The organism is Sulfitobacter sp. 1A12056, from assembly GCF_043558125.1.
Classification (GTDB): Bacteria; Pseudomonadota; Alphaproteobacteria; order Rhodobacterales; family Rhodobacteraceae; genus Sulfitobacter; species Sulfitobacter faviae.
Genome location: NZ_JBIFFY010000001.1, coordinates 223,490 through 240,399, shown reverse-complemented (window position 1 = coordinate 240,399; position 16,910 = coordinate 223,490). Strand labels below are relative to the sequence as shown.

General features: G+C 64.8%; 11 protein-coding genes and 1 riboswitch. Of the genes, 5 read left to right on the top strand and 6 right to left on the bottom strand.

Going from position 1 to position 16,910, the window contains the following annotated elements:
- Nucleotides 1–2 precede the first annotated feature (2 nt).
- The 5 genes from ACGYLD_RS01160 to dctP form a co-directional block, all read right to left on the bottom strand.
- Nucleotides 3–2,861 (bottom strand): monovalent cation/H+ antiporter subunit A, encoded by a 2,859-nt coding sequence (locus tag ACGYLD_RS01160; protein ID WP_394400699.1) that lies wholly within the window; start codon nucleotides 2,859–2,861, stop codon nucleotides 3–5.
- A gap of 174 nt (nucleotides 2,862–3,035) precedes the next feature.
- The gene (locus tag ACGYLD_RS01155) at nucleotides 3,036–4,553 is read right to left on the bottom strand and encodes a malonyl-CoA synthase (protein ID WP_394400696.1); all 1,518 of its coding nucleotides are present in this window, start codon (nucleotides 4,551–4,553) and stop codon (nucleotides 3,036–3,038) included.
- Nucleotides 4,554–4,728: 175 nt separating this feature from the next.
- Nucleotides 4,729–6,045, bottom strand: coding sequence for a TRAP transporter large permease (locus ACGYLD_RS01150; protein ID WP_271691599.1), 1,317 nt, complete (start codon nucleotides 6,043–6,045; stop codon nucleotides 4,729–4,731).
- A 1-nt stretch (nucleotide 6,046) separates the two neighbouring features.
- Nucleotides 6,047–6,529 (bottom strand): TRAP transporter small permease, encoded by a 483-nt coding sequence (locus tag ACGYLD_RS01145; protein WP_394400693.1) that lies wholly within the window; start codon nucleotides 6,527–6,529, stop codon nucleotides 6,047–6,049.
- 19 nt (nucleotides 6,530–6,548) lie between these two features.
- Nucleotides 6,549–7,520: a TRAP transporter substrate-binding protein DctP gene (gene dctP / locus ACGYLD_RS01140; RefSeq protein WP_271691602.1), complete on the bottom strand. Its 972-nt coding sequence runs from the start codon at nucleotides 7,518–7,520 to the stop codon at nucleotides 6,549–6,551.
- Nucleotides 7,521–7,747: 227 nt separating this feature from the next.
- Here dctP and ACGYLD_RS01135 point away from each other — a divergent pair, with 227 nt between their 5' ends.
- The gene (locus tag ACGYLD_RS01135; protein WP_394400690.1) at nucleotides 7,748–8,983 is read left to right on the top strand and encodes a putative DNA modification/repair radical SAM protein; all 1,236 of its coding nucleotides are present in this window, start codon (nucleotides 7,748–7,750) and stop codon (nucleotides 8,981–8,983) included.
- Nucleotides 8,983–10,413, top strand: a complete 1,431-nt coding sequence (locus tag ACGYLD_RS01130; protein WP_271691604.1) for a UdgX family uracil-DNA binding protein — start codon at nucleotides 8,983–8,985, stop codon at nucleotides 10,411–10,413. Before ACGYLD_RS01135 ends, ACGYLD_RS01130 begins: the two co-directional genes overlap by 1 nt.
- On the opposite strand, the gene ACGYLD_RS01125 is transcribed toward ACGYLD_RS01130, so the two are convergent.
- Nucleotides 10,410–11,048, bottom strand: coding sequence for an SOS response-associated peptidase (locus ACGYLD_RS01125; RefSeq protein ID WP_276153904.1), 639 nt, complete (start codon nucleotides 11,046–11,048; stop codon nucleotides 10,410–10,412). The two genes, ACGYLD_RS01130 and ACGYLD_RS01125, sit on opposite strands and share 4 nt — an antisense overlap.
- A 145-nt stretch (nucleotides 11,049–11,193) precedes the next feature.
- Here ACGYLD_RS01125 and ACGYLD_RS01120 point away from each other — a divergent pair, with 145 nt between their 5' ends.
- Genes ACGYLD_RS01120 through ACGYLD_RS01110 form a run of 3 tightly spaced genes read left to right on the top strand, consistent with a single transcriptional unit; the run spans nucleotide 11,194 to nucleotide 16,692 of the window.
- Nucleotides 11,194–11,928, top strand: coding sequence for an ImuA family protein (locus ACGYLD_RS01120; protein WP_271691607.1), 735 nt, complete (start codon nucleotides 11,194–11,196; stop codon nucleotides 11,926–11,928).
- Nucleotides 11,876–13,363, top strand: coding sequence for a DNA polymerase Y family protein (locus ACGYLD_RS01115; RefSeq protein ID WP_271693833.1), 1,488 nt, complete (start codon nucleotides 11,876–11,878; stop codon nucleotides 13,361–13,363). Before ACGYLD_RS01120 ends, ACGYLD_RS01115 begins: the two co-directional genes overlap by 53 nt.
- Entirely contained in the window at nucleotides 13,363–16,692 is a 3,330-nt protein-coding gene (locus ACGYLD_RS01110; RefSeq protein WP_271691608.1) for an error-prone DNA polymerase, read from the top strand. The genes ACGYLD_RS01115 and ACGYLD_RS01110 overlap by 1 nt, the downstream gene beginning before the upstream one ends.
- A gap of 111 nt (nucleotides 16,693–16,803) precedes the next feature.
- A riboswitch (TPP riboswitch) is annotated at nucleotides 16,804–16,900 on the top strand.
- Nucleotides 16,901–16,910 lie beyond the last annotated feature (10 nt).

Genomic DNA, 16,910 nt, shown 5'->3' with positions numbered 1-16,910 from the left:
GTTTATGCCTCCGCCTTGGTGTTGTCTTCGCGCGATGGGTCGATGTCCATCGGATGATCGGCCTCGGGCACATGCGCCCGGCGCGCCAGCCGCGAGAAGCTTTCAAGCGACAGCATCACCGCCCCGACCACGGCAAGGAACACGCCCAGATCGAACAGCGCCGCCGTCGCCAGTTCGAACTTGTCGAAGGGCGGGATGCGCACATAGGTGAAGTCCGACGTGAGGAAGGGTTTGGCAAAGAGCCACGATCCGATCCCCGTCAGCCCCGCGATCAAGACGCCGGTGCCGATGATCCCATGATAGGGATAACGCAGCCGCGCCGAGGCCCAGGCAAAGCCACTGGCCATATATTGCATCACCACGGCGATGGAGACGATCAGACCGGCGATGAAACCGCCCCCCGGCTCGTTATGACCGCGCAGGAAGATGTAGAAACCCACCATCAGCACGACGGGCATGATGACGCGGGTCATCACTACCATCATCATCGGATGCCGGTCGCCCGCGCGCGGCTGGTCGGGCTTGCGGTTCAGCAAACGCGCCCGCACCGGGCCCGAGAGCAGCGTCTCGGTCAGCGCGTAGATCAGCAGGGCGGCAATGCCCAGCACGATGATCTCACCATAGGTATCGAAGCCCCGGAAATCGACGAGGATCACGTTCACCACATTGGTACCGCCGCCACCCTTGTAGGAGTTGGCAAGGTGGAATTCGGAAATGCTCGGCGCGACGGTGTCGCGCAGCAGATAGTGATAGGACAGCGCCATGGTCGCCGCCCCCGCCGCGAGGGAGACGACAACGTCCCGCGTCCGACGCAGCACGCTGCTTTCGATCGGTGTGCGGTTGGGCAGGAAGTTCAGCGCCAAAAGCAGCAGGATGATCGTCACCACCTCGACCGTCAGCTGGGTCATCGCCAAGTCAGGCGCGCTGAAGAAGACGAAACCAGCCGAGACGATCAGCCCGACGATGCCGATCAGGATCAGCGACAACAGGCGGTTGCGGTGCAGGAAGACAAGGCCGCAGGCCGCCGCGACCAGCATCAGCCAGCCCGCGATCTGCACGGCATTCGTCGGTTGCAGCGCGCGGCTCGCCGCGCCCACCGTGCCGGTGGCCCAAGCGTAATAGCCCACGCCCACGACGGTCACCGCCATCACGGCGGCATAGCGCGAGAAGGCCCCATTGTGCAGCCGCAGCGATACCGCCTGCGACAGGCCGACAGAGGCCGCGATGATCCGGTCAAAGATACGCTTGGCCTCGGGCCGTGGTGCGGCATCCCAGACGCGCAGCAACGGGGGGAAGAGCGCCAGCAGGATCAGCCCGCCCACGACCGCGATGATCGACATATAAAGCGCCGGACCCAGCCCGTGCCAGATTTTGAAATGCGCAGAAGACATCTCGGCCGCGTCGCCAAGGACAGAGGCGGTCACCAGCTTGACGAAAGGCTCGGCCAGAAACGGCGCGAGGCCGATCACCACCACGGGGATGATCAACAGCGCCGGCGGCAGCCAGAGGCCGGGCTTGGGGTCATGCGGATGGTCGGGATAGTCGTCGCGCTCTTTGCCAAGGAAGGTGTGGCCGATCAGCCGGAAACTATAGGCTGCCGAGAAGAGCGCGCCAAAGGTCGCCAGCGCAGGCACCAGCCACGGCAGATCGAAAAGCGTAGTGTGCAGCGTCTCTTCCAGCATCATCTCTTTCGACAGGAAGCCATTGAACAGCGGGATCCCCGCCATCGAAAGCGATGCCAGCGTGGCGATCACGAAGGTTACCGGCATCAGATGCCGCAGCCCGCCCAAACGGCGGATATCGCGCGTATGCACCGCGTGATCCACAATCCCCGCTGACATGAAGAGCGCGGCCTTGAAGGTCGCGTGGTTCAGGATGTGAAACACCGCCGCCAGCGCGCCAAAGGCCGTGCCAGTGCCCAGAAGCATGGTGATCAGACCAAGGTGACTGACGGTCGAGAAAGCCAAAAGCGCCTTCAGATCATGTTTGAACAGCGCGATCACCGCGCCCAGCACCATGGTGATCAGCCCCGCCGTGGTGACGATGACGAACCACTCCGGCGTGCCCGAGAGCACCGGCCACATCCGCGCCATCAAGAAGATCCCCGCCTTCACCATCGTGGCGGAGTGCAGATAGGCCGAGACCGGCGTGGGCGCGGCCATGGCGTGGGGCAGCCAGAAGTGGAATGGGAACTGCGCCGATTTGGTGAAACAGCCTAGAAGGATCAGGATCAGCGCAGGCAGATAGAGCGGCGAGGCTTGGATCGCCTCGCGGTTTTCCAAGATCACGCTCAGGTCATAGCTGCCGACGATCTGCCCCAGCAGCAACATGCCACCGATCATCGCAAGCCCGCCCATGCCCGTCACGGTCAGCGCCATCCGCGCCCCTTGGCGGCCTTCGGGGAGATGCTTCCAATAGCCGATCAACAGGAAGGACGACAGCGAGGTCAGCTCCCAGAAGATCAGCAAGATCAGTACGTTATCACTCAGAACGATGCCGACCATCGCGCCTTGGAAGAGCAATAGATAGGTGAAAAACTCACCCATATGATCGTCGCGCGACAGGTAAGAGCGCGCATAGGCGATGATGAGCAGACCGATGCCAAGGATCAGGCAGGCAAAGAAAAAGCCAAGACTGTCGAGCATCAAGGTCAGGTTCAGACCAAGCTGCGGGATCCAGTCAACCCGCGCGGTCAGCACCTCTCCGGCCAATACGGCGGGCAGATGGGTGAGCAGGCCGACAAAGGCCACGAGGGTAACCATGAAGGTGACCCCGGCGCAGGCTTGGCGCCCTGCGGAATTCATCAGTCCGGGTAGCAACGCACCAAGGAAAGGCAAGGCAACGATAAGGAAGAGGGACACGCGAACTCCTGATCTAGCGGACTGAAAGGTCACCACGTTCTGTAGAAATTTTCCCGGCACCTCAAGCGAAACCGGGCATTAAACGCCAGATTGTCGCAGGTTACGCCCCCGCCCTACCCCGTGGGAGGGAGATGCCCGTGCCTTTGCCCGTCCGACAGTCCCCCTCGGGCCGCGTCACCCCGGCTGGAAGAGGTTCCGGTAGTTTTCGCGCAGCACGTTCTTTTGCACCTTACCCATCGTGTTGCGCGGCAGTTCCGGCAGCACGATCAACTTCTGGGGCTGTTTGAACTTGGCCAGCGATCCGGCCACGCCCTCAGCGATCTGCTCCACGTCCAGCTCCACCCCCCTGCGCGCCACCAGCACCGCCACCACGCTTTCGCCGAAATCGGGGTGCGGCACGCCGATCACCGCGCTTTCCAACACGCCCGGTTGGTCGTCGAGCAGCAGTTCGACCTCTTTGGGGTAGATGTTATAACCGCCCGAGATGATCAGATCCTTGTCGCGGCCCACGATGGTGACATAGCCATCCGCATCGCGCCGCCCCAGATCGCCGGTGATGAAAAACCCGTCTTCGCGCAATTCGGCGGCAGTCTTCTCGGGCATTTGCCAATAGCCCTTGAAGACATTCGGCCCCCGCACTTCGATGCTGCCAATCTCGCCATCCGGCAGGGTCGCGCCGGTTTCGGGGTCGGTGATCTTCAACTCCACATCCGGCAGCGGCAGGCCCACAGTGCCGGCGCGGCGCTCGCCCTCATAGGGGTTACTGGTGTTCATATTGGTCTCGGTCATGCCGTAACGCTCAAGGATACGGTGGCCGGTCCGGGTCTCGAAATCCACATGGGTTTCCGCCAGCAGCGGGGCGGAGCCCGAGATGAACAGCCGCATATTCGCCGCCGTCTCACTGGTAAAACGCGCGTCGTCCAACAGCCGGGTGTAGAAGGTGGGCACCCCCATCATCGCGGTGGCATGGGGCATCCGGTCGATCAGTCGGTCGATGTCGAGCTTGGGCATAAAGATCATCGCGCCCCCCGCCACCAGCGTCACATTGGTCGCCACGAACAGCCCGTGGGTATGGAAGATCGGCAGCGCATGGAGCAGCACGTCTGCATTGGTAAAACGCCACAGATCGGCCAGCGTCTGCGCGTTGGACAAAAGGTTCGCCTGCGTTAGCATTGCCCCCTTTGAGCGCCCCGTCGTGCCGGAGGTATAGAGGAATGCCGCCAGATCATCAGCCTCACGCGCGACGGTCTCGAACTGATCGGGGGCCGAGGCTGCGCGGTCCGCAAAACTGCCATCGTTTTCGGTGCCCAGCGTCTCAAGCTGGCAGCCCGTGTCCTTGGCCAGCGGCGCCATCTCATTGCGCCGCGCAGGCTGGCAGACGAAAGCCGCCGCCCCGCTGTCGGTCACGAAATAGCGCACCTCATCCGCCGTATAGGCCGGGTTCAGCGGCAGAAAGATCACCCCCGCCTGCACGCAAGCGGCATAGAGCGCCAGAGCATCCGCGGATTTGTCGATCTGCACCGCCAGCCGGTGACCCGGCTTCACCCCCAGCTCGGTTAGCACATTGGCAAAGCGGCCCGCCCGGCTCAGAAAGCCCGCATGGGTCAGCGTCACCCCGCCGTCGAGGTGCAAAAAGGCGGTCGTCTTGCCCGCGTGACGGCCAAACAGAGTGTCATAAAGGGGGTTTGCCATCACGGTGCTCCTCACGTGTTGTTCTTGGGAAAGCCGATTGGCTCCTCGCGGAATTACAACCGTATTACGCAGGGTAATGCAAGCAGGCGGAGGGCTGCGTGCGGCTGCGGTGAGGGGAAATGTTGAACCGAGGCAATAGCTTGTAGGGCGACGCTCGGACGCGTCGCCCTGCGGATTAGCGGCCCATCAAGCCCGGCAACCACGTACCGATGCCCGGCAGCCAGACGACCAGCGCCAGCACGAAGAGCTTGATTAACAAAAAGGGCATCACCGAGGCATAGATTTGCGGCATCCGGATCTCTTCGGGCGCCACGCCCCGCATGACGAAGAGAAGCAGCCCGAAGGGCGGTGTCAGCAGACCGATCTCCATGGTCAACAGGTAAACCACGCCGAGGGTCAGCTCGTTGATCTCCATCGCGCCCGCCAAGGGCACGAAAACCGGGACCGTCACCATCAACATCGACACTTGATCGATGAAACACCCCAGAAACAGCAGGATCGCGATCATCCCCAAAAGCACCATCAAGGGCGTCGGATCGACCGCGTTGATCGCATTGATCAACCCGTTGGTCGCGCCCGAAAAGCTCAGCACCTGCGCAAAGGACTGGCTGGCCGCAATGATGAACAGGATCATCACCGACAGTTTCAGCGTCTCCATCAGAGCACGGCCCATCTTCTCCCAACTCAAGGCCCGATAGGCTGCCCCGATGATCACCGCCGTGATACTGCCCAGCGCAGCGCTCTCCGTGGGTGTGGCGATCCCTGCCAGCAAAGAGCCGATTACCACCGCGAAAAGTACCGTCAGCGGCAAGACATAGATCGCAAAGGGCGTCCACCGTTCGCGCAGCGACATATCCTCGTAAACATCGGGCGGCGCGACCTTTGGGTCCAATACACTGCGCCCCACCACATAGGCCACGAAAAGCACCGCCAGCAGCAGGGCCGGAAGTACCCCCGCGATCAGCAGCCCCGCGATGGAAATACCGGCGAGCGAGCCCACCAGCACCGCCAGCGCCGAAGGCGGGATCAGCATCGCAATCGCCCCCGAAGCCATGATCGGCCCCATGGCCATCGACGGGTGGTAGCCCCGTTTCAGCATCCCCGGAAGCAGCGTGCCGCCCAGCATCGCGGTATTGGCGATGGTCGAGCCGGAGAGTGCCGCAAAGATCGTGCCGCCGAAGATCGTCACCACTGACATGCGGCCCGGGATGCGGGTCACCACCCGCTCAATGGCGTCGATGGCGCGGTGCGCCACCCCGGTCTGGAAGAGGATCTCCCCCATCAGGATGAACAGGGGTATCGGGGCAAGCTGGAAATTCGCCACCGACTGCGCAGAGTTGCGCGCCAGTTGCAGAATGCCACGTTCGCCACCCAGCACGAAGTATGCGCCCACGGTGGTCACGGCGATAAAGGCAAAGGCGACCGGCAAGCCGATCAGCAAAAGCACCGCGAGGCTGCCCAGCATGAGCGTCAGGATCAAAGCCCAATCCATCTCAAAGACCACTCAGACTACGCTCGGCCGTTTCCGGATAGAAAAGGCGGCGGATAAAAATAATCGTGCAAAGCGCCAATGACAGCGGCACAAAGGCCAGCATCCACCATTCCGGGATGACGAATGACGTGCGGATCATCGACCCCCGCGCGGCCGACGCCAGCACCGCTTGCAATCCGTACCACCCCAACACCCCCGCCGTGACAGCGCCGATGGCGCTGGTAAGACGGGTGAGCACATGGGCCGTGCGTGGCGCAAGATTGCTGGTGATCAGATCGACCTTCACATGGCCACCGATCGACAGCACCCAAGGCGCGCCAAGGAAGGTGGCGATCATCAGCGCGTATTGGATCGCATCCAGCGCGCCATAGACCACCGGCAGGCCAAGATTGCGCAGCACAACATTGAGAGCGATGAACACCGCGATCACCCCGAGGATACTAGCCGAAAAGACGGCCAGCCCCCGGAGTGTCCGGTCAAACATTCTAGAGATCATTGGAGGATCACTTGGTCATGCAGGCGCGCATCTGCTGCGCAAGATCGGCATCGACCTCTTCCACCGCGGCCCAACCGGCATCGCGGGCGGCAGCGATCCAAGTCTCGGCATCGGCCTCGCCAAAGGTGATCGTCTCGATACCCGCCTCGGCCTGCGCCGCATATTCCGAGGCGTTCCGATCCGCGTTGTCGTTGTTCAGCTCTTCCATCCAAGCGGCACCTTCGGCCAGCTTGGCGCGCTGCTGCTCCGTTAGCCCGTTCCAAGTATCAAGGTTCACCAGAACGTTGACGTCGACGTTGTAAAAGCTCGGGTCGACACGGTACTTCGTCTGCTCGTCCCAACCAAGGTCCAGCACCCCCTGCGAGGGCCAGCCGTAGCCGTCAATCGCCCCACGCTCCAGCGCGCTGTAGACCTCGCCCGGCGCGGTCCGCACGAGGTTGGCACCAAGCTGCGTAAACATCGCTTGGTAAACCGGCGTGGTGCGGATGGTCAGACCGCTCAGATCCGGCCCCTCGACCGGTTTGGTGAGATAAAGGTGATAGCCGATCCCGTCGCCCGCATGGGCGAGGTATTTCACGTTCATCTGCTCTTGATGGATACGGTCGACCAGTTCATAGCAGCCATTGGCGCGCTGGTCCTGAATGGTGTTCTCGGCCAGATGCAGTGCGTCGCCGGTGGGCAGCAGGTTGGGGTAATAGGCCGTGGTGTTATTAGCGATGTCGACGACACCGGACTGCACCGCATTGCCCAGTTCAAAAGGCGGCACGGCCTCAGGACCGCCGACCAGATTGATCTGCACGACCCCTTTGCCGTTCTCGTTGATCCACTCGACAAAGGACTCAAACTCGCGGCTAAAGGCGGTGCCAAGGGTAAAGGCCGAAACGGCGCGCAGGGTCACTTCTTCGGCCTGAGCGATGCTGCCGGTGGCAAATGTGCTGACGGCAAAGACCGCCGCGCTAAGCGTGGTTGTTGTTTTCATGGTCGTCTCCCAGTTGTGATCAAAAGCCCGCGATCTTTGCCCCGGTGCTCTCGCATGCAAATGCATAATATGTATCTGCATGTAATTGGTAGCGACTAGATTTCCCTACGTCAATTTAATCTCGGCGCCACGGGGCCACCCCGCCCCCCTTGCCTGCCCCCGCGCAAATTGTCGCGGCATTAAGATAGATTAATGACGCCGCCCCGTTGAGAACATATATAGAACGCATGGCAAGACAAACCCTCGATCAGAAACTGGCGATTCTCAGCGACGCGGCGAAATACGACGCCTCCTGCGCCTCCTCGGGCTCCACCAAGCGCGATTCGCGCGACGGCAAGGGGCTGGGCTCCAACGAAGGCAGCGGCATCTGCCACGCCTATGCCCCGGACGGGCGGTGCATCAGCCTGCTCAAGATCCTGATGACGAATTTCTGCATCTACGATTGCAGCTATTGCATCAACCGCGTCTCCTCGAACGTGGAGCGCGCGCGCTTCAGCGTGGACGAGGTGGTCAAGCTCACCATCGAGTTCTACCGCCGCAATTACATCGAAGGGCTGTTCCTCTCCTCGGGCGTGATCCGCTCGCCCGATGCCACGATGTCCGACATGGTGCAGATCGCCCGCAAGCTGCGCCACGAGGAGAATTTTCGCGGCTACATCCACCTCAAGACGATCCCCGACGCCTCCCCTGAGTTGATCGAGGAAGCGGGCCGTCTGGCGGACCGACTGTCAATCAACGTGGAACTGCCCACCGACACGGCGGTGCAGCAATATGCGCCCGAGAAAAAGCCCGAGCAGATCCGCCGCGCCATGGCCAACGTGCGGATGACCAAGGAGGCGAGCAAAGAAAAGTCCTTCTCCGGCAAGCGCCCGCCCCGTTTCGCCCCCGCGGGCCAGTCGACGCAGATGATTATCGGCGCGGATGGGTCGAACGACGCTACCGTGCTGGGGCAATCGACGCGGCTTTATTCCAGCTACAAGCTCAAGCGGGTCTATTACTCCGCCTTCTCGCCCATTCCCGACAGTTCCTCGAAACTGCCGCTGATCCGCCCGCCCCTGCAACGTGAGCACCGGCTTTATCAGGCCGACTGGCTGCTGCGGTTCTACGACTTTCAACTGGATGAGATCACCTCCGTCACCCGCGACGGCAACCTTGATCTTGAGGTCGACCCCAAGCTCGCCTGGGCGCTGGTGCACCGCGAACACTTCCCGCTCGACGTCAACCGCGCCAGCCGCGAGATGCTGCTGCGGGTGCCGGGGTTTGGGGTGAAGACCGTGAACCGCATTCTCGCCGCCCGTCGGCATCGCAGCTTGCGCTACGAGGACCTCACCCGCATGGGCGCTTCGATGAAAAAGGCCCGCGCCTTCGTCACCGCGGGGGGCTGGACCCCCGGCGGCCTCACCGACAGCGCCGACCTGCGCGCGCGCTTCGCGCCGCCGCCCGAGCAGTTGACCCTGTTCTGATGCACCGCGTCTCCCTGCCCCCGATCGGCACCGCCAAGGCATGGCGCGAGGCTGCGCGCGGCTTTCTGGCCGCGGGCGTGCCGCCCGAGCAGATCCTCTGGGGCGATCATGCCGCGGCTCCCGACCTTTTCGGCGGGGAGTCCGCGCCCGTGGCCACGGGCCACGTCGCGGTGCCGCGCAGCTTCGTGTCGATGGCCGAGACGGCGGTCTGGCACAGCGACCCGGAGCGTTTCGCGCGGCTTTATGCCTTCCTCTGGCGCGTGAAGGACGCGCCGCATCTAATGGCCGACCGGGGCGATGCCGACCTCGCCGTCTTGCGCGGGATGGAGAAGAACGTCCGCCGCTGCCAGCATAAGATGAAGGCCTTCGTCCGCTTCCGCGAGATTGGCGATCCGAACGCCCCGCGCCGCAGCTTCGCCGCGTGGTTCGAGCCCACGCATCACACGGTTGAGCCCACGGCGGATTTCTTCGTGCGGCGGTTTTCCGACATGGACTGGCGCATTCTCACGCCCGACGTCTCGGCCATCTTCGAGGGCGGCAAGCTCAGCTTTCAAGAAGGCCACGCCAAGCCTGACCTGCCCGAGGACGCGGGCGAGCAGTTGTGGATCACCTACTTCCAGAACATCTTCAACCCCGCCCGCCTGATGGTGAAGGCGATGCAGTCGGAGATGCCCAAGAAATACTGGAAGAACATGCCCGAGGCCGCCTTCATTCCCCAGATGATCGCCGAGGCCCCGGCCCGCGCCCGGGCCATGGCCGAGGCCGCCCCCACCCTGCCGCCCGCGCGCATGGACCGGGTGCAGGCGCAGCTTTCGGCCTTCTCATCTGCTTGGGACGGTCCAATGGAAGAGCTTCCCGCCGCGATCCGCGCCTGCGCCCGCTGTCCGCTGCATTGCCACGCCACGCAGGCCGTGCCGGGTGAAGGGTCGAGGCATGCCGATCTCATGGTCGTGGGCGAACAGCCCGGCGATCAAGAAGACCTCGCGGGCCGCCCCTTCGTCGGGCCGGCGGGGCAGATGTTCGACCGCATCGCCGGCGAAGCGGGGCTGGACCGAGACGCTGCCTTCGTCACCAATGCGGTCAAACACTTCAAGTTCACCGCCCGCGGCAAACGCCGCATTCACCAGCGCCCCGAGACGCCGGAGATCGACCAGTGCCGCTGGTGGATGAACGCCGAGGTGGCGCAGGTTCAACCGAAACTCATCCTCGCCATGGGCGCCACGGCGGCGCAAAGCCTGACCGGCAAGGGCGCGGGCATCCTGAAACGCCGCGGCACGATCGAGGCGGGGCCGGAGGGCATTCCGGTGCTGATCACCCTGCACCCCTCCTACCTCTTGCGCGTCCCCGACCCCGCATTGCGCGAGGAGGCGGAGGCGCAGTTCCGCTCGGACCTCGCGATGGCGGCGCGGATGATGGCCGAGGCGGCCTAGTCCTCGGGGTCGATCACCTGCAGGGCACCGTCGGGCAACGGGCGCTGCAACGCCGCAAGCTCGGCGGTCTCGGCGCTGAGCCACGTCTGCACCTCGTCGGGCGTGGTCAGGATCACCGGCATGGCCTTGGGGTGCACGGCACCGACCTCAACATTGGGCTCGGTGGTTAGAAAGCCGAAGAGGTCGTCGGTCGTCTCCTCGTCTTTCAGTTTTCGCACGCTCGTCCAGTTCGTCCAGACCCCAGCAAAAAACCCCAGCGGGCGGTCCTCGCCAAGCGCGAACCAGATCGGGCGCGAACGCTCTCCGGGGCGGTTCAGCGGCTCGGAAAAGGCGGTGAAGGGCACCACGCAGCGATGCGCAGGCCCCAGCCATCGCCGCCAATGCGGTGAGGCGATGTTGCGGATGTTCGTGACGCCGCGGTCGGTCTTCTTGCCCTTGAGCGCAAAGGCCGGGGACGGCATCCCCCACCGCATCATCTGCAAGATCGGGCCGCCGTCGCTACTGCGCACCACCGGGGCCGGGTAGTCGGGGTAAATGCCGGGCATCGGCGGCAGATTGCCCGCCTGGTCGTCGATCCCGTCGAACCAGCCGCGGATCGCGTCTTGCCCCTTGGTGAGGGAGTAAAGATTGCACATCGGTCGCCTCCTGTCGCAGCCCTTGGCCCAGTAAATGCGGGTTTTCCGCGCCCCGACAAGGGCTTCGCGGTGCCGCTCAAAATTTTGACAGCAGCGCAGTTCATCGTTTATGAATAGAACAAAATGTGAACATATGGAGTCGTGCATGACAACCGATTCTACATATGGGCAGGTCCTTACCCTGCCGCGGCGACGGCCGTCGACACCGCCCGAGCCGGGGGTTCTGGCCACGCATGCGCCGCTGACGGATGTCTTTCCCGGGGCCTTCGCCAGTGCTTCGGCGAGTGGCTTCGTGCTGTCGCTCTTGCCGCGCGGCAAGGGGCCGGTGCTCTGGGTGCAGGACTTCCTGTCGCGGCGCGAAAACGGCGCGCCCTATACCCCGAGCCTCGCGGCCTTCGGGCTGGAACAGCCGGTGCTGCTGGTCACCGCCAGCCATCCGCGCGACGTGCTTTGGGCGATGGAGGAAGGGGCCGCCTGCGCGGGTCTTTCCGCCGTGGTGGGCGAGGTGCATGGCGGGCCGGAGGTGCTGGATTTCACCGTCACCAAGCGGCTATCGCTGCGGGCCGAGGCTTCGGGCGTGCCGCTCTACCTCATCCGCAGTGGCGACCCCGGGGGCCTGAGTGCGGCGCGAATGCGTTGGCGTATCGCCTCCCTGCCCGCGCAGGCGCATCCCGACGATCCGCAGGCCCCGGGCGCGGCCCGCTGGGATCTGGAACTGTTTCGCGCGCGCGGCCATGCGCCCGGCCGATGGGTGGCCGATTATGAGCCCGACAAACGCCACAGCCCCCGCGCCGCGGATCGTCTCCGTCTGGTTCCCCGATCTGACGATGGAGCGCTGGCGCCGGGTGATCAGCCAATACCGCAGCGTTCCGGGGGATGAGGTGCCGGTGGTCCTGTCGCGTGACGGGACGCACGGGCCGGTGGTCCATGGGCTGAGCGCCGCCGCCCGCGCCCGCGGCATCGAGGTGGGCGCGCGGGTGGTCGATGTGCAGGCGATCCACCCCGATCTGCATGTCGAGCCCGCCGATCTCGACGGCGACACCGCGCTGGTCAAACGGCTGGTGCATTGGGCCCGGCGCTGGTGCCCCTGGACGGCGCGGGATCAGGACCACGGCCTGCTGCTCGACGTGACCGGCTGCACGCATCTGTTTGGCGGCGAGGCGGCGATGTTGCGCGACATCCGCAGCCGCTTTGCCCTGCAGGGGCTGACCGCGCGCTGCGCCATGGCCCCCACCCCCGGTGCCGCGCAGGCGCTGGCGCGTTTCGGCTCCGGCGCGCAGATCTGCGGTGCCGAGGACGTGGGTGCCGCCCTTGCCCCCCTGCCCGTCGCCGCCCTGCGGCTCGATGCCCAGACCACGCGGCTGCTGGACCGGCTTGGCCTCAAGGCCATCGGCGCGCTCAGCGATCTGCCCCGCGCCGCGCTGATGCGCCGCTTCGCCAGCCTGAAGCCCGAGCGCAACCCGCTGATCCTGCTCGACAAAGCGCTCGGCAAGGCCGCCGATCCGCTGAACGCCCCGCCCGACCATCGCCATTTCATGGCCCGCAGCCGCCTGGCTGAGCCGGTGCTCGACCCCGCCCCGCATCTGCCCGCGCTGGTGGAAGACCTCTGCACACAACTGGCCCGGGCCGAGCTCGGCGCGCGACGGCTGCGGCTGACGGTCTACCGCATCGACGGCGATTGGCGCACCCTCGGGGTCGCCACAGCGCGGGCCAGCCGCGACCCGGCGCATCTGCGCAGGCTTTTCGATGGCAAGCTGGAGAATATCGACAGCGGCTTTGGTTTCGATCTGCTGACGCTGGAGGCCACCGACAGCGAGCCGCTGCCGCTGATGCAGGACCACCTCGACGGCAAGCGCGATCCTTCGGCGGACGTGGCCGGGCTCTTGGACCGTCTGGTCGCCAAGCTCGGCCCCGAAAAGGTGAGTTGGCCGCAGTGGCGCGAGACCCACAAGCCCGAGGCGGTAGAGGAACGCGCCCCGGCCCTGCAGGCCAGCCCCACAGCCGCCCCCGCGCTGCTGCGCGAACGCCCACTGCGTCTGCTCACCCCGCCCGAGGAGGTGCGCGTGATCTACGCCGTGCCCGAAGGCCCGCCCTCGCAGTTCAACTGGCGCCGCGTCACCTACAAGACCACCCGCCACGCGGGGCCTGAGCGCATCGCGCCGGAATGGTGGCGCGACCGCCCCGGCACCCGGCTGCGCGATTACTATAAAGTGGAGGTCGCGGGCGGCCAGCGCTTCTGGCTCTACCGCGAGGGCGTGATCCACGACGGACGCGGGGCCGAGCCGCGCTGGTTCCTGCACGGGATGTTCGCCTGATGCCGCAGCAGGAGGGACATAAACGCCGCACCTTAGGCGAGGACGGTTTCGCCGCCCCCGCCCGCGCAGAATATGTGGAGTTCGGGCTGGCCAGTTGCTTTTCCTTCCTGCGCGCTGCCTCCGACGCCGTCGATCTGGTCCAGACGGCGCATCACCACGGCTACGACAGCCTCGGCATCGCGGATCACAACACGCTGGCGGGCGTGGTGCGGCTGCATGTAGAGGCCGAAAAGGCGCATATCCGGCCCCTGATCGGCGCGCGTCTGGTGCTGCTCTGCGGGACCGAGATCCTCGCCTACCCGCAAGACCGCGCCGCCTATGCCCGGCTCTCGACGCTTCTGTCGGCGGGCAAGATGCAATCGGTCGACGGCGAGTGGCAGCAAAAGGGCGAGACCCATCTGACGCTGGAGATGCTGCAGGGCCATGCCGAAGGGCTGCACCTCATCGTCATGCCGCCCGAGAACCTCGACCTCTTCGCCGCGGGCCTGCCGCGGCTGCTGAAAGCGCTGCCGGGGATGCGCCACATCGGCGCGAGCTTTCTCTACCGGGGCGACGACCGGGCGCGGATCAACCGGCTGGATGCGCTGGCCCGTGCCCATGGGCTGAGGCTGCTTGCCACCAACGATGTGCTTTACCACGCCCGCCACCGCCGCCCGTTGCAGGACGTGATGGTGGCGATCCGCGAGGGGGTGATCGTGCCCAAGGCGGGCTATCTTCTGGCCGCCAATGCCGAACGCCACTTGAAATCCCCCGAGGCGATGATGCGCCTCTTCGCCGACTGGCCCCATGCCATCGCCGAGACGCGCCGCCTTGCCGACCGGATCGAATTTCGCCTCACAGATCTGGCCTATGAATACCCCCATGAGATCGTCCCCGAGGGCGGCAGCCCGATGGAGGAACTGGCGCGCCTCACATGGGAAGGCGCCGCCCGGCGCTACCCCGAAGGCGTGCCCGAGGCGGTGAAAAAGACCATCGAGAAGGAATTCGCGCTGATCTCCTCCAAGAAGATCGCGCGTTATTTCCTGACCATCTATGACATCGTCCGCTTCGCCCGCGAGGAGGCCGAGCCGCCGATCCTCTGCCAGGGGCGCGGCTCGGCGGCCAATTCCGCCGTCTGCTTCTGTCTCGGCATCACCTCGGTCGACCCGGCGGTGCATGACCTGCTCTTCGAGCGCTTCCTCAGCGAGGAACGCGACGAGCCGCCCGACATCGACGTCGATTTCGAGCATGAGCGGCGCGAGGAGGTGATCCAGTACATGTACGGCAAATACGGCCGCCACCGCGCCGGGCTCTGCGCCACGGTGATCCACTACCGCCCGCGCTCGGCCATTCGCGAGGTCGGCAAGGCGATGGGGCTTTCCGAAGACGTGACCTCGAAACTCGCGGGCACGATCTGGGGCAGTTTCGAGGGCGAGATGGACGACGCCCGCGCCCGCGAGGCGGGGCTGGACCTGTCGGACCCCTACCTCCGCATGGTGCTGAAACTCGCCTCCCAGATGATCGGTATGCCGCGGCACCTGAGCCAACACGTCGGCGGCTTTATCCTCACCGAACGCCCCCTGACCGAGATCGTCCCCATCGGCAATGGCGCCATGCCCGAGCGCAGCTTCATCGAATGGGACAAGGACGACATCGACGCGCTGCAAATCTTCAAGGTCGATATCCTCGCCCTCGGCATGCTGACCTGTATCGCCAAATGTTTCGACCTAATCGAGGCGCATTACGACCGCCCGCTGGAACTGGCCACGGTCCCGGTGGAGGATCACGAGGACGATGCCACCGGGCGGCCCACCTACGACATGCTCTGCCGGGGCGACAGCCTTGGCGTGTTTCAGGTCGAAAGCCGGGCGCAGATGGCGATGCTGCCGAAACTGCGCCCGCGCGTCTTCTACGATCTGGTGATCGAGGTCGCCATCGTCCGCCCCGGCCCCATTCAGGGCGACATGGTGCACCCCTACCTGCGCCGCCGTCAGGGGCTGGAAAGCGTCGTCTACCCCGCCCCCGGCCCGGCCTATCCGCAGGACGAGCTGTTCAGCATCCTCAGCCGAACATTGGGCGTGCCGATCTTTCAAGAACAGGCGATGAAAATCTCCATCGACGCGGCGCGGTTCTCGCCCGCCGAGGCCAACGAGCTGCGCAAGGCCATGGCCACCTTCCGCTCGCGCGGGACCATCGAAAAGCTGCAGGACAAGATGGTGGGCCGGATGACCAAACGCGGCTACGATCCGGTCTTCGCGCAGCGCTGTTTCGACCAGATCAAGGGCTTTGGCGAATACGGCTTTCCCGAAAGCCATGCGGCGAGCTTCGCCAAGCTGGTCTATGTCTCGTCATGGATGAAATGCCACTACCCGGCGGCCTTTGCCTGTGCGCTTTTGAACTCCCAGCCGATGGGGTTTTACGCGCCCGCCCAGATCGTGCGCGACGCGCGCGAGCATCAGGTCGAGGTGCGCGGCGTCGACGTGAACCTCTCGGACTGGAACTGCACGCTGGAGCCCTGCGGCGATGGCTTTGCCCTGCGGCTGGGGCTGCGCATGGTAGACGGGCTGCAGGAAAAGGCCGGCGCGCGGATCATGGACCGGCGCGACGCGCCTTACGCCGATGTCGAAGACCTCAAGACCCGCGCGGGTCTCGATGCCAAGGCGATCCGCCAGCTCGCCGCCGCCGACACGATGCGCAGCATGGGGGTCGACCGGCGCCAAGCGCTCTGGCAGGCCCAAGGGCTGCGCGACGCGCCCGCCTTGCCGATCTTCGATCATGCCGAAGCCTCGGCCCGCGGCCCGGAACCAGAGGTGCATCTGCCGGTGATGCCGAAGGCGGAACAGGTCGTGGCCGATTACCAGACGCTGCGCCTGTCGCTGAAGGCGCATCCGATGTCCTTCTACCGCGCCAGCCTTGCCGCGCAGGGGTTCTCCTCAGCGCGGGACCTTTCACGCATGGGCCACGGGCGGCGGGTGAAACTGGCGGGGCTTGTGCTGGTGCGCCAGAAACCCGGCAGCGCCAAGGGGGTCTGTTTCATCACGCTGGAGGATGAGTTTGGCGTCGCCAACCTCGTGATCTGGCCAAACATGTTCAAGCTCTACCGCCCCACGATCATGTCGGCGAGGCTTCTGGTCGTGGAGGGGCGCGTGCAGACCGACGGGCGGGTGATCCATGTCGTGGCAGACCGGCTCGAGAACCGCTCCGACCGGCTGGCAGCACTATCGGAAGCACCGATGCCCGGCATCACGACGCGCGGCGATCACCCGACCCATCCGCTGCCCGGTCAGGTGGCCATGCACGGCCACCCGCGCGATGCCAAGGTGATCCCCAAATCGCGGGATTTTCATTAACGAATCCTCATGCAATGCATGAGGTACGAACCACAACTACTTGATATAAAAAGTAAACAAATAAATAACCGATCCCCTGTTGACCCTCTGAACGCCCCTCGCTAGCCTGCCGGAAATCCGTTGGGGTGCCGCAAGGCTGAGAGGTGAAAACCGACCCATCGAACCTGATCCGGGTCGTACCGGCGTAGGGAACGGAAGCAAGCATCAGCCCCATCCGG

Coding starts and splice junctions, on each gene's coding strand:
- ACGYLD_RS01155 (WP_394400696.1), bottom strand. CDS start 4,553: ATGGCAAACCCCCTTTATGACACTCTGTTTGGCCGTCACGCGGGCAAG.
- ACGYLD_RS01150 (WP_271691599.1), bottom strand. CDS start 6,045: ATGGATTGGGCTTTGATCCTGACGCTCATGCTGGGCAGCCTCGCGGTG.
- ACGYLD_RS01145 (WP_394400693.1), bottom strand. CDS start 6,529: ATGTTTGACCGGACACTCCGGGGGCTGGCCGTCTTTTCGGCTAGTATC.
- dctP (WP_271691602.1), bottom strand. CDS start 7,520: ATGAAAACAACAACCACGCTTAGCGCGGCGGTCTTTGCCGTCAGCACA.
- ACGYLD_RS01135 (WP_394400690.1), top strand. CDS start 7,748: ATGGCAAGACAAACCCTCGATCAGAAACTGGCGATTCTCAGCGACGCG.
- ACGYLD_RS01130 (WP_271691604.1), top strand. CDS start 8,983: ATGCACCGCGTCTCCCTGCCCCCGATCGGCACCGCCAAGGCATGGCGC.
- ACGYLD_RS01125 (WP_276153904.1), bottom strand. CDS start 11,048: ATGTGCAATCTTTACTCCCTCACCAAGGGGCAAGACGCGATCCGCGGC.
- ACGYLD_RS01120 (WP_271691607.1), top strand. CDS start 11,194: ATGACAACCGATTCTACATATGGGCAGGTCCTTACCCTGCCGCGGCGA.
- ACGYLD_RS01115 (WP_271693833.1), top strand. CDS start 11,876: ATGGAGCGCTGGCGCCGGGTGATCAGCCAATACCGCAGCGTTCCGGGG.
- ACGYLD_RS01110 (WP_271691608.1), top strand. CDS start 13,363: ATGCCGCAGCAGGAGGGACATAAACGCCGCACCTTAGGCGAGGACGGT.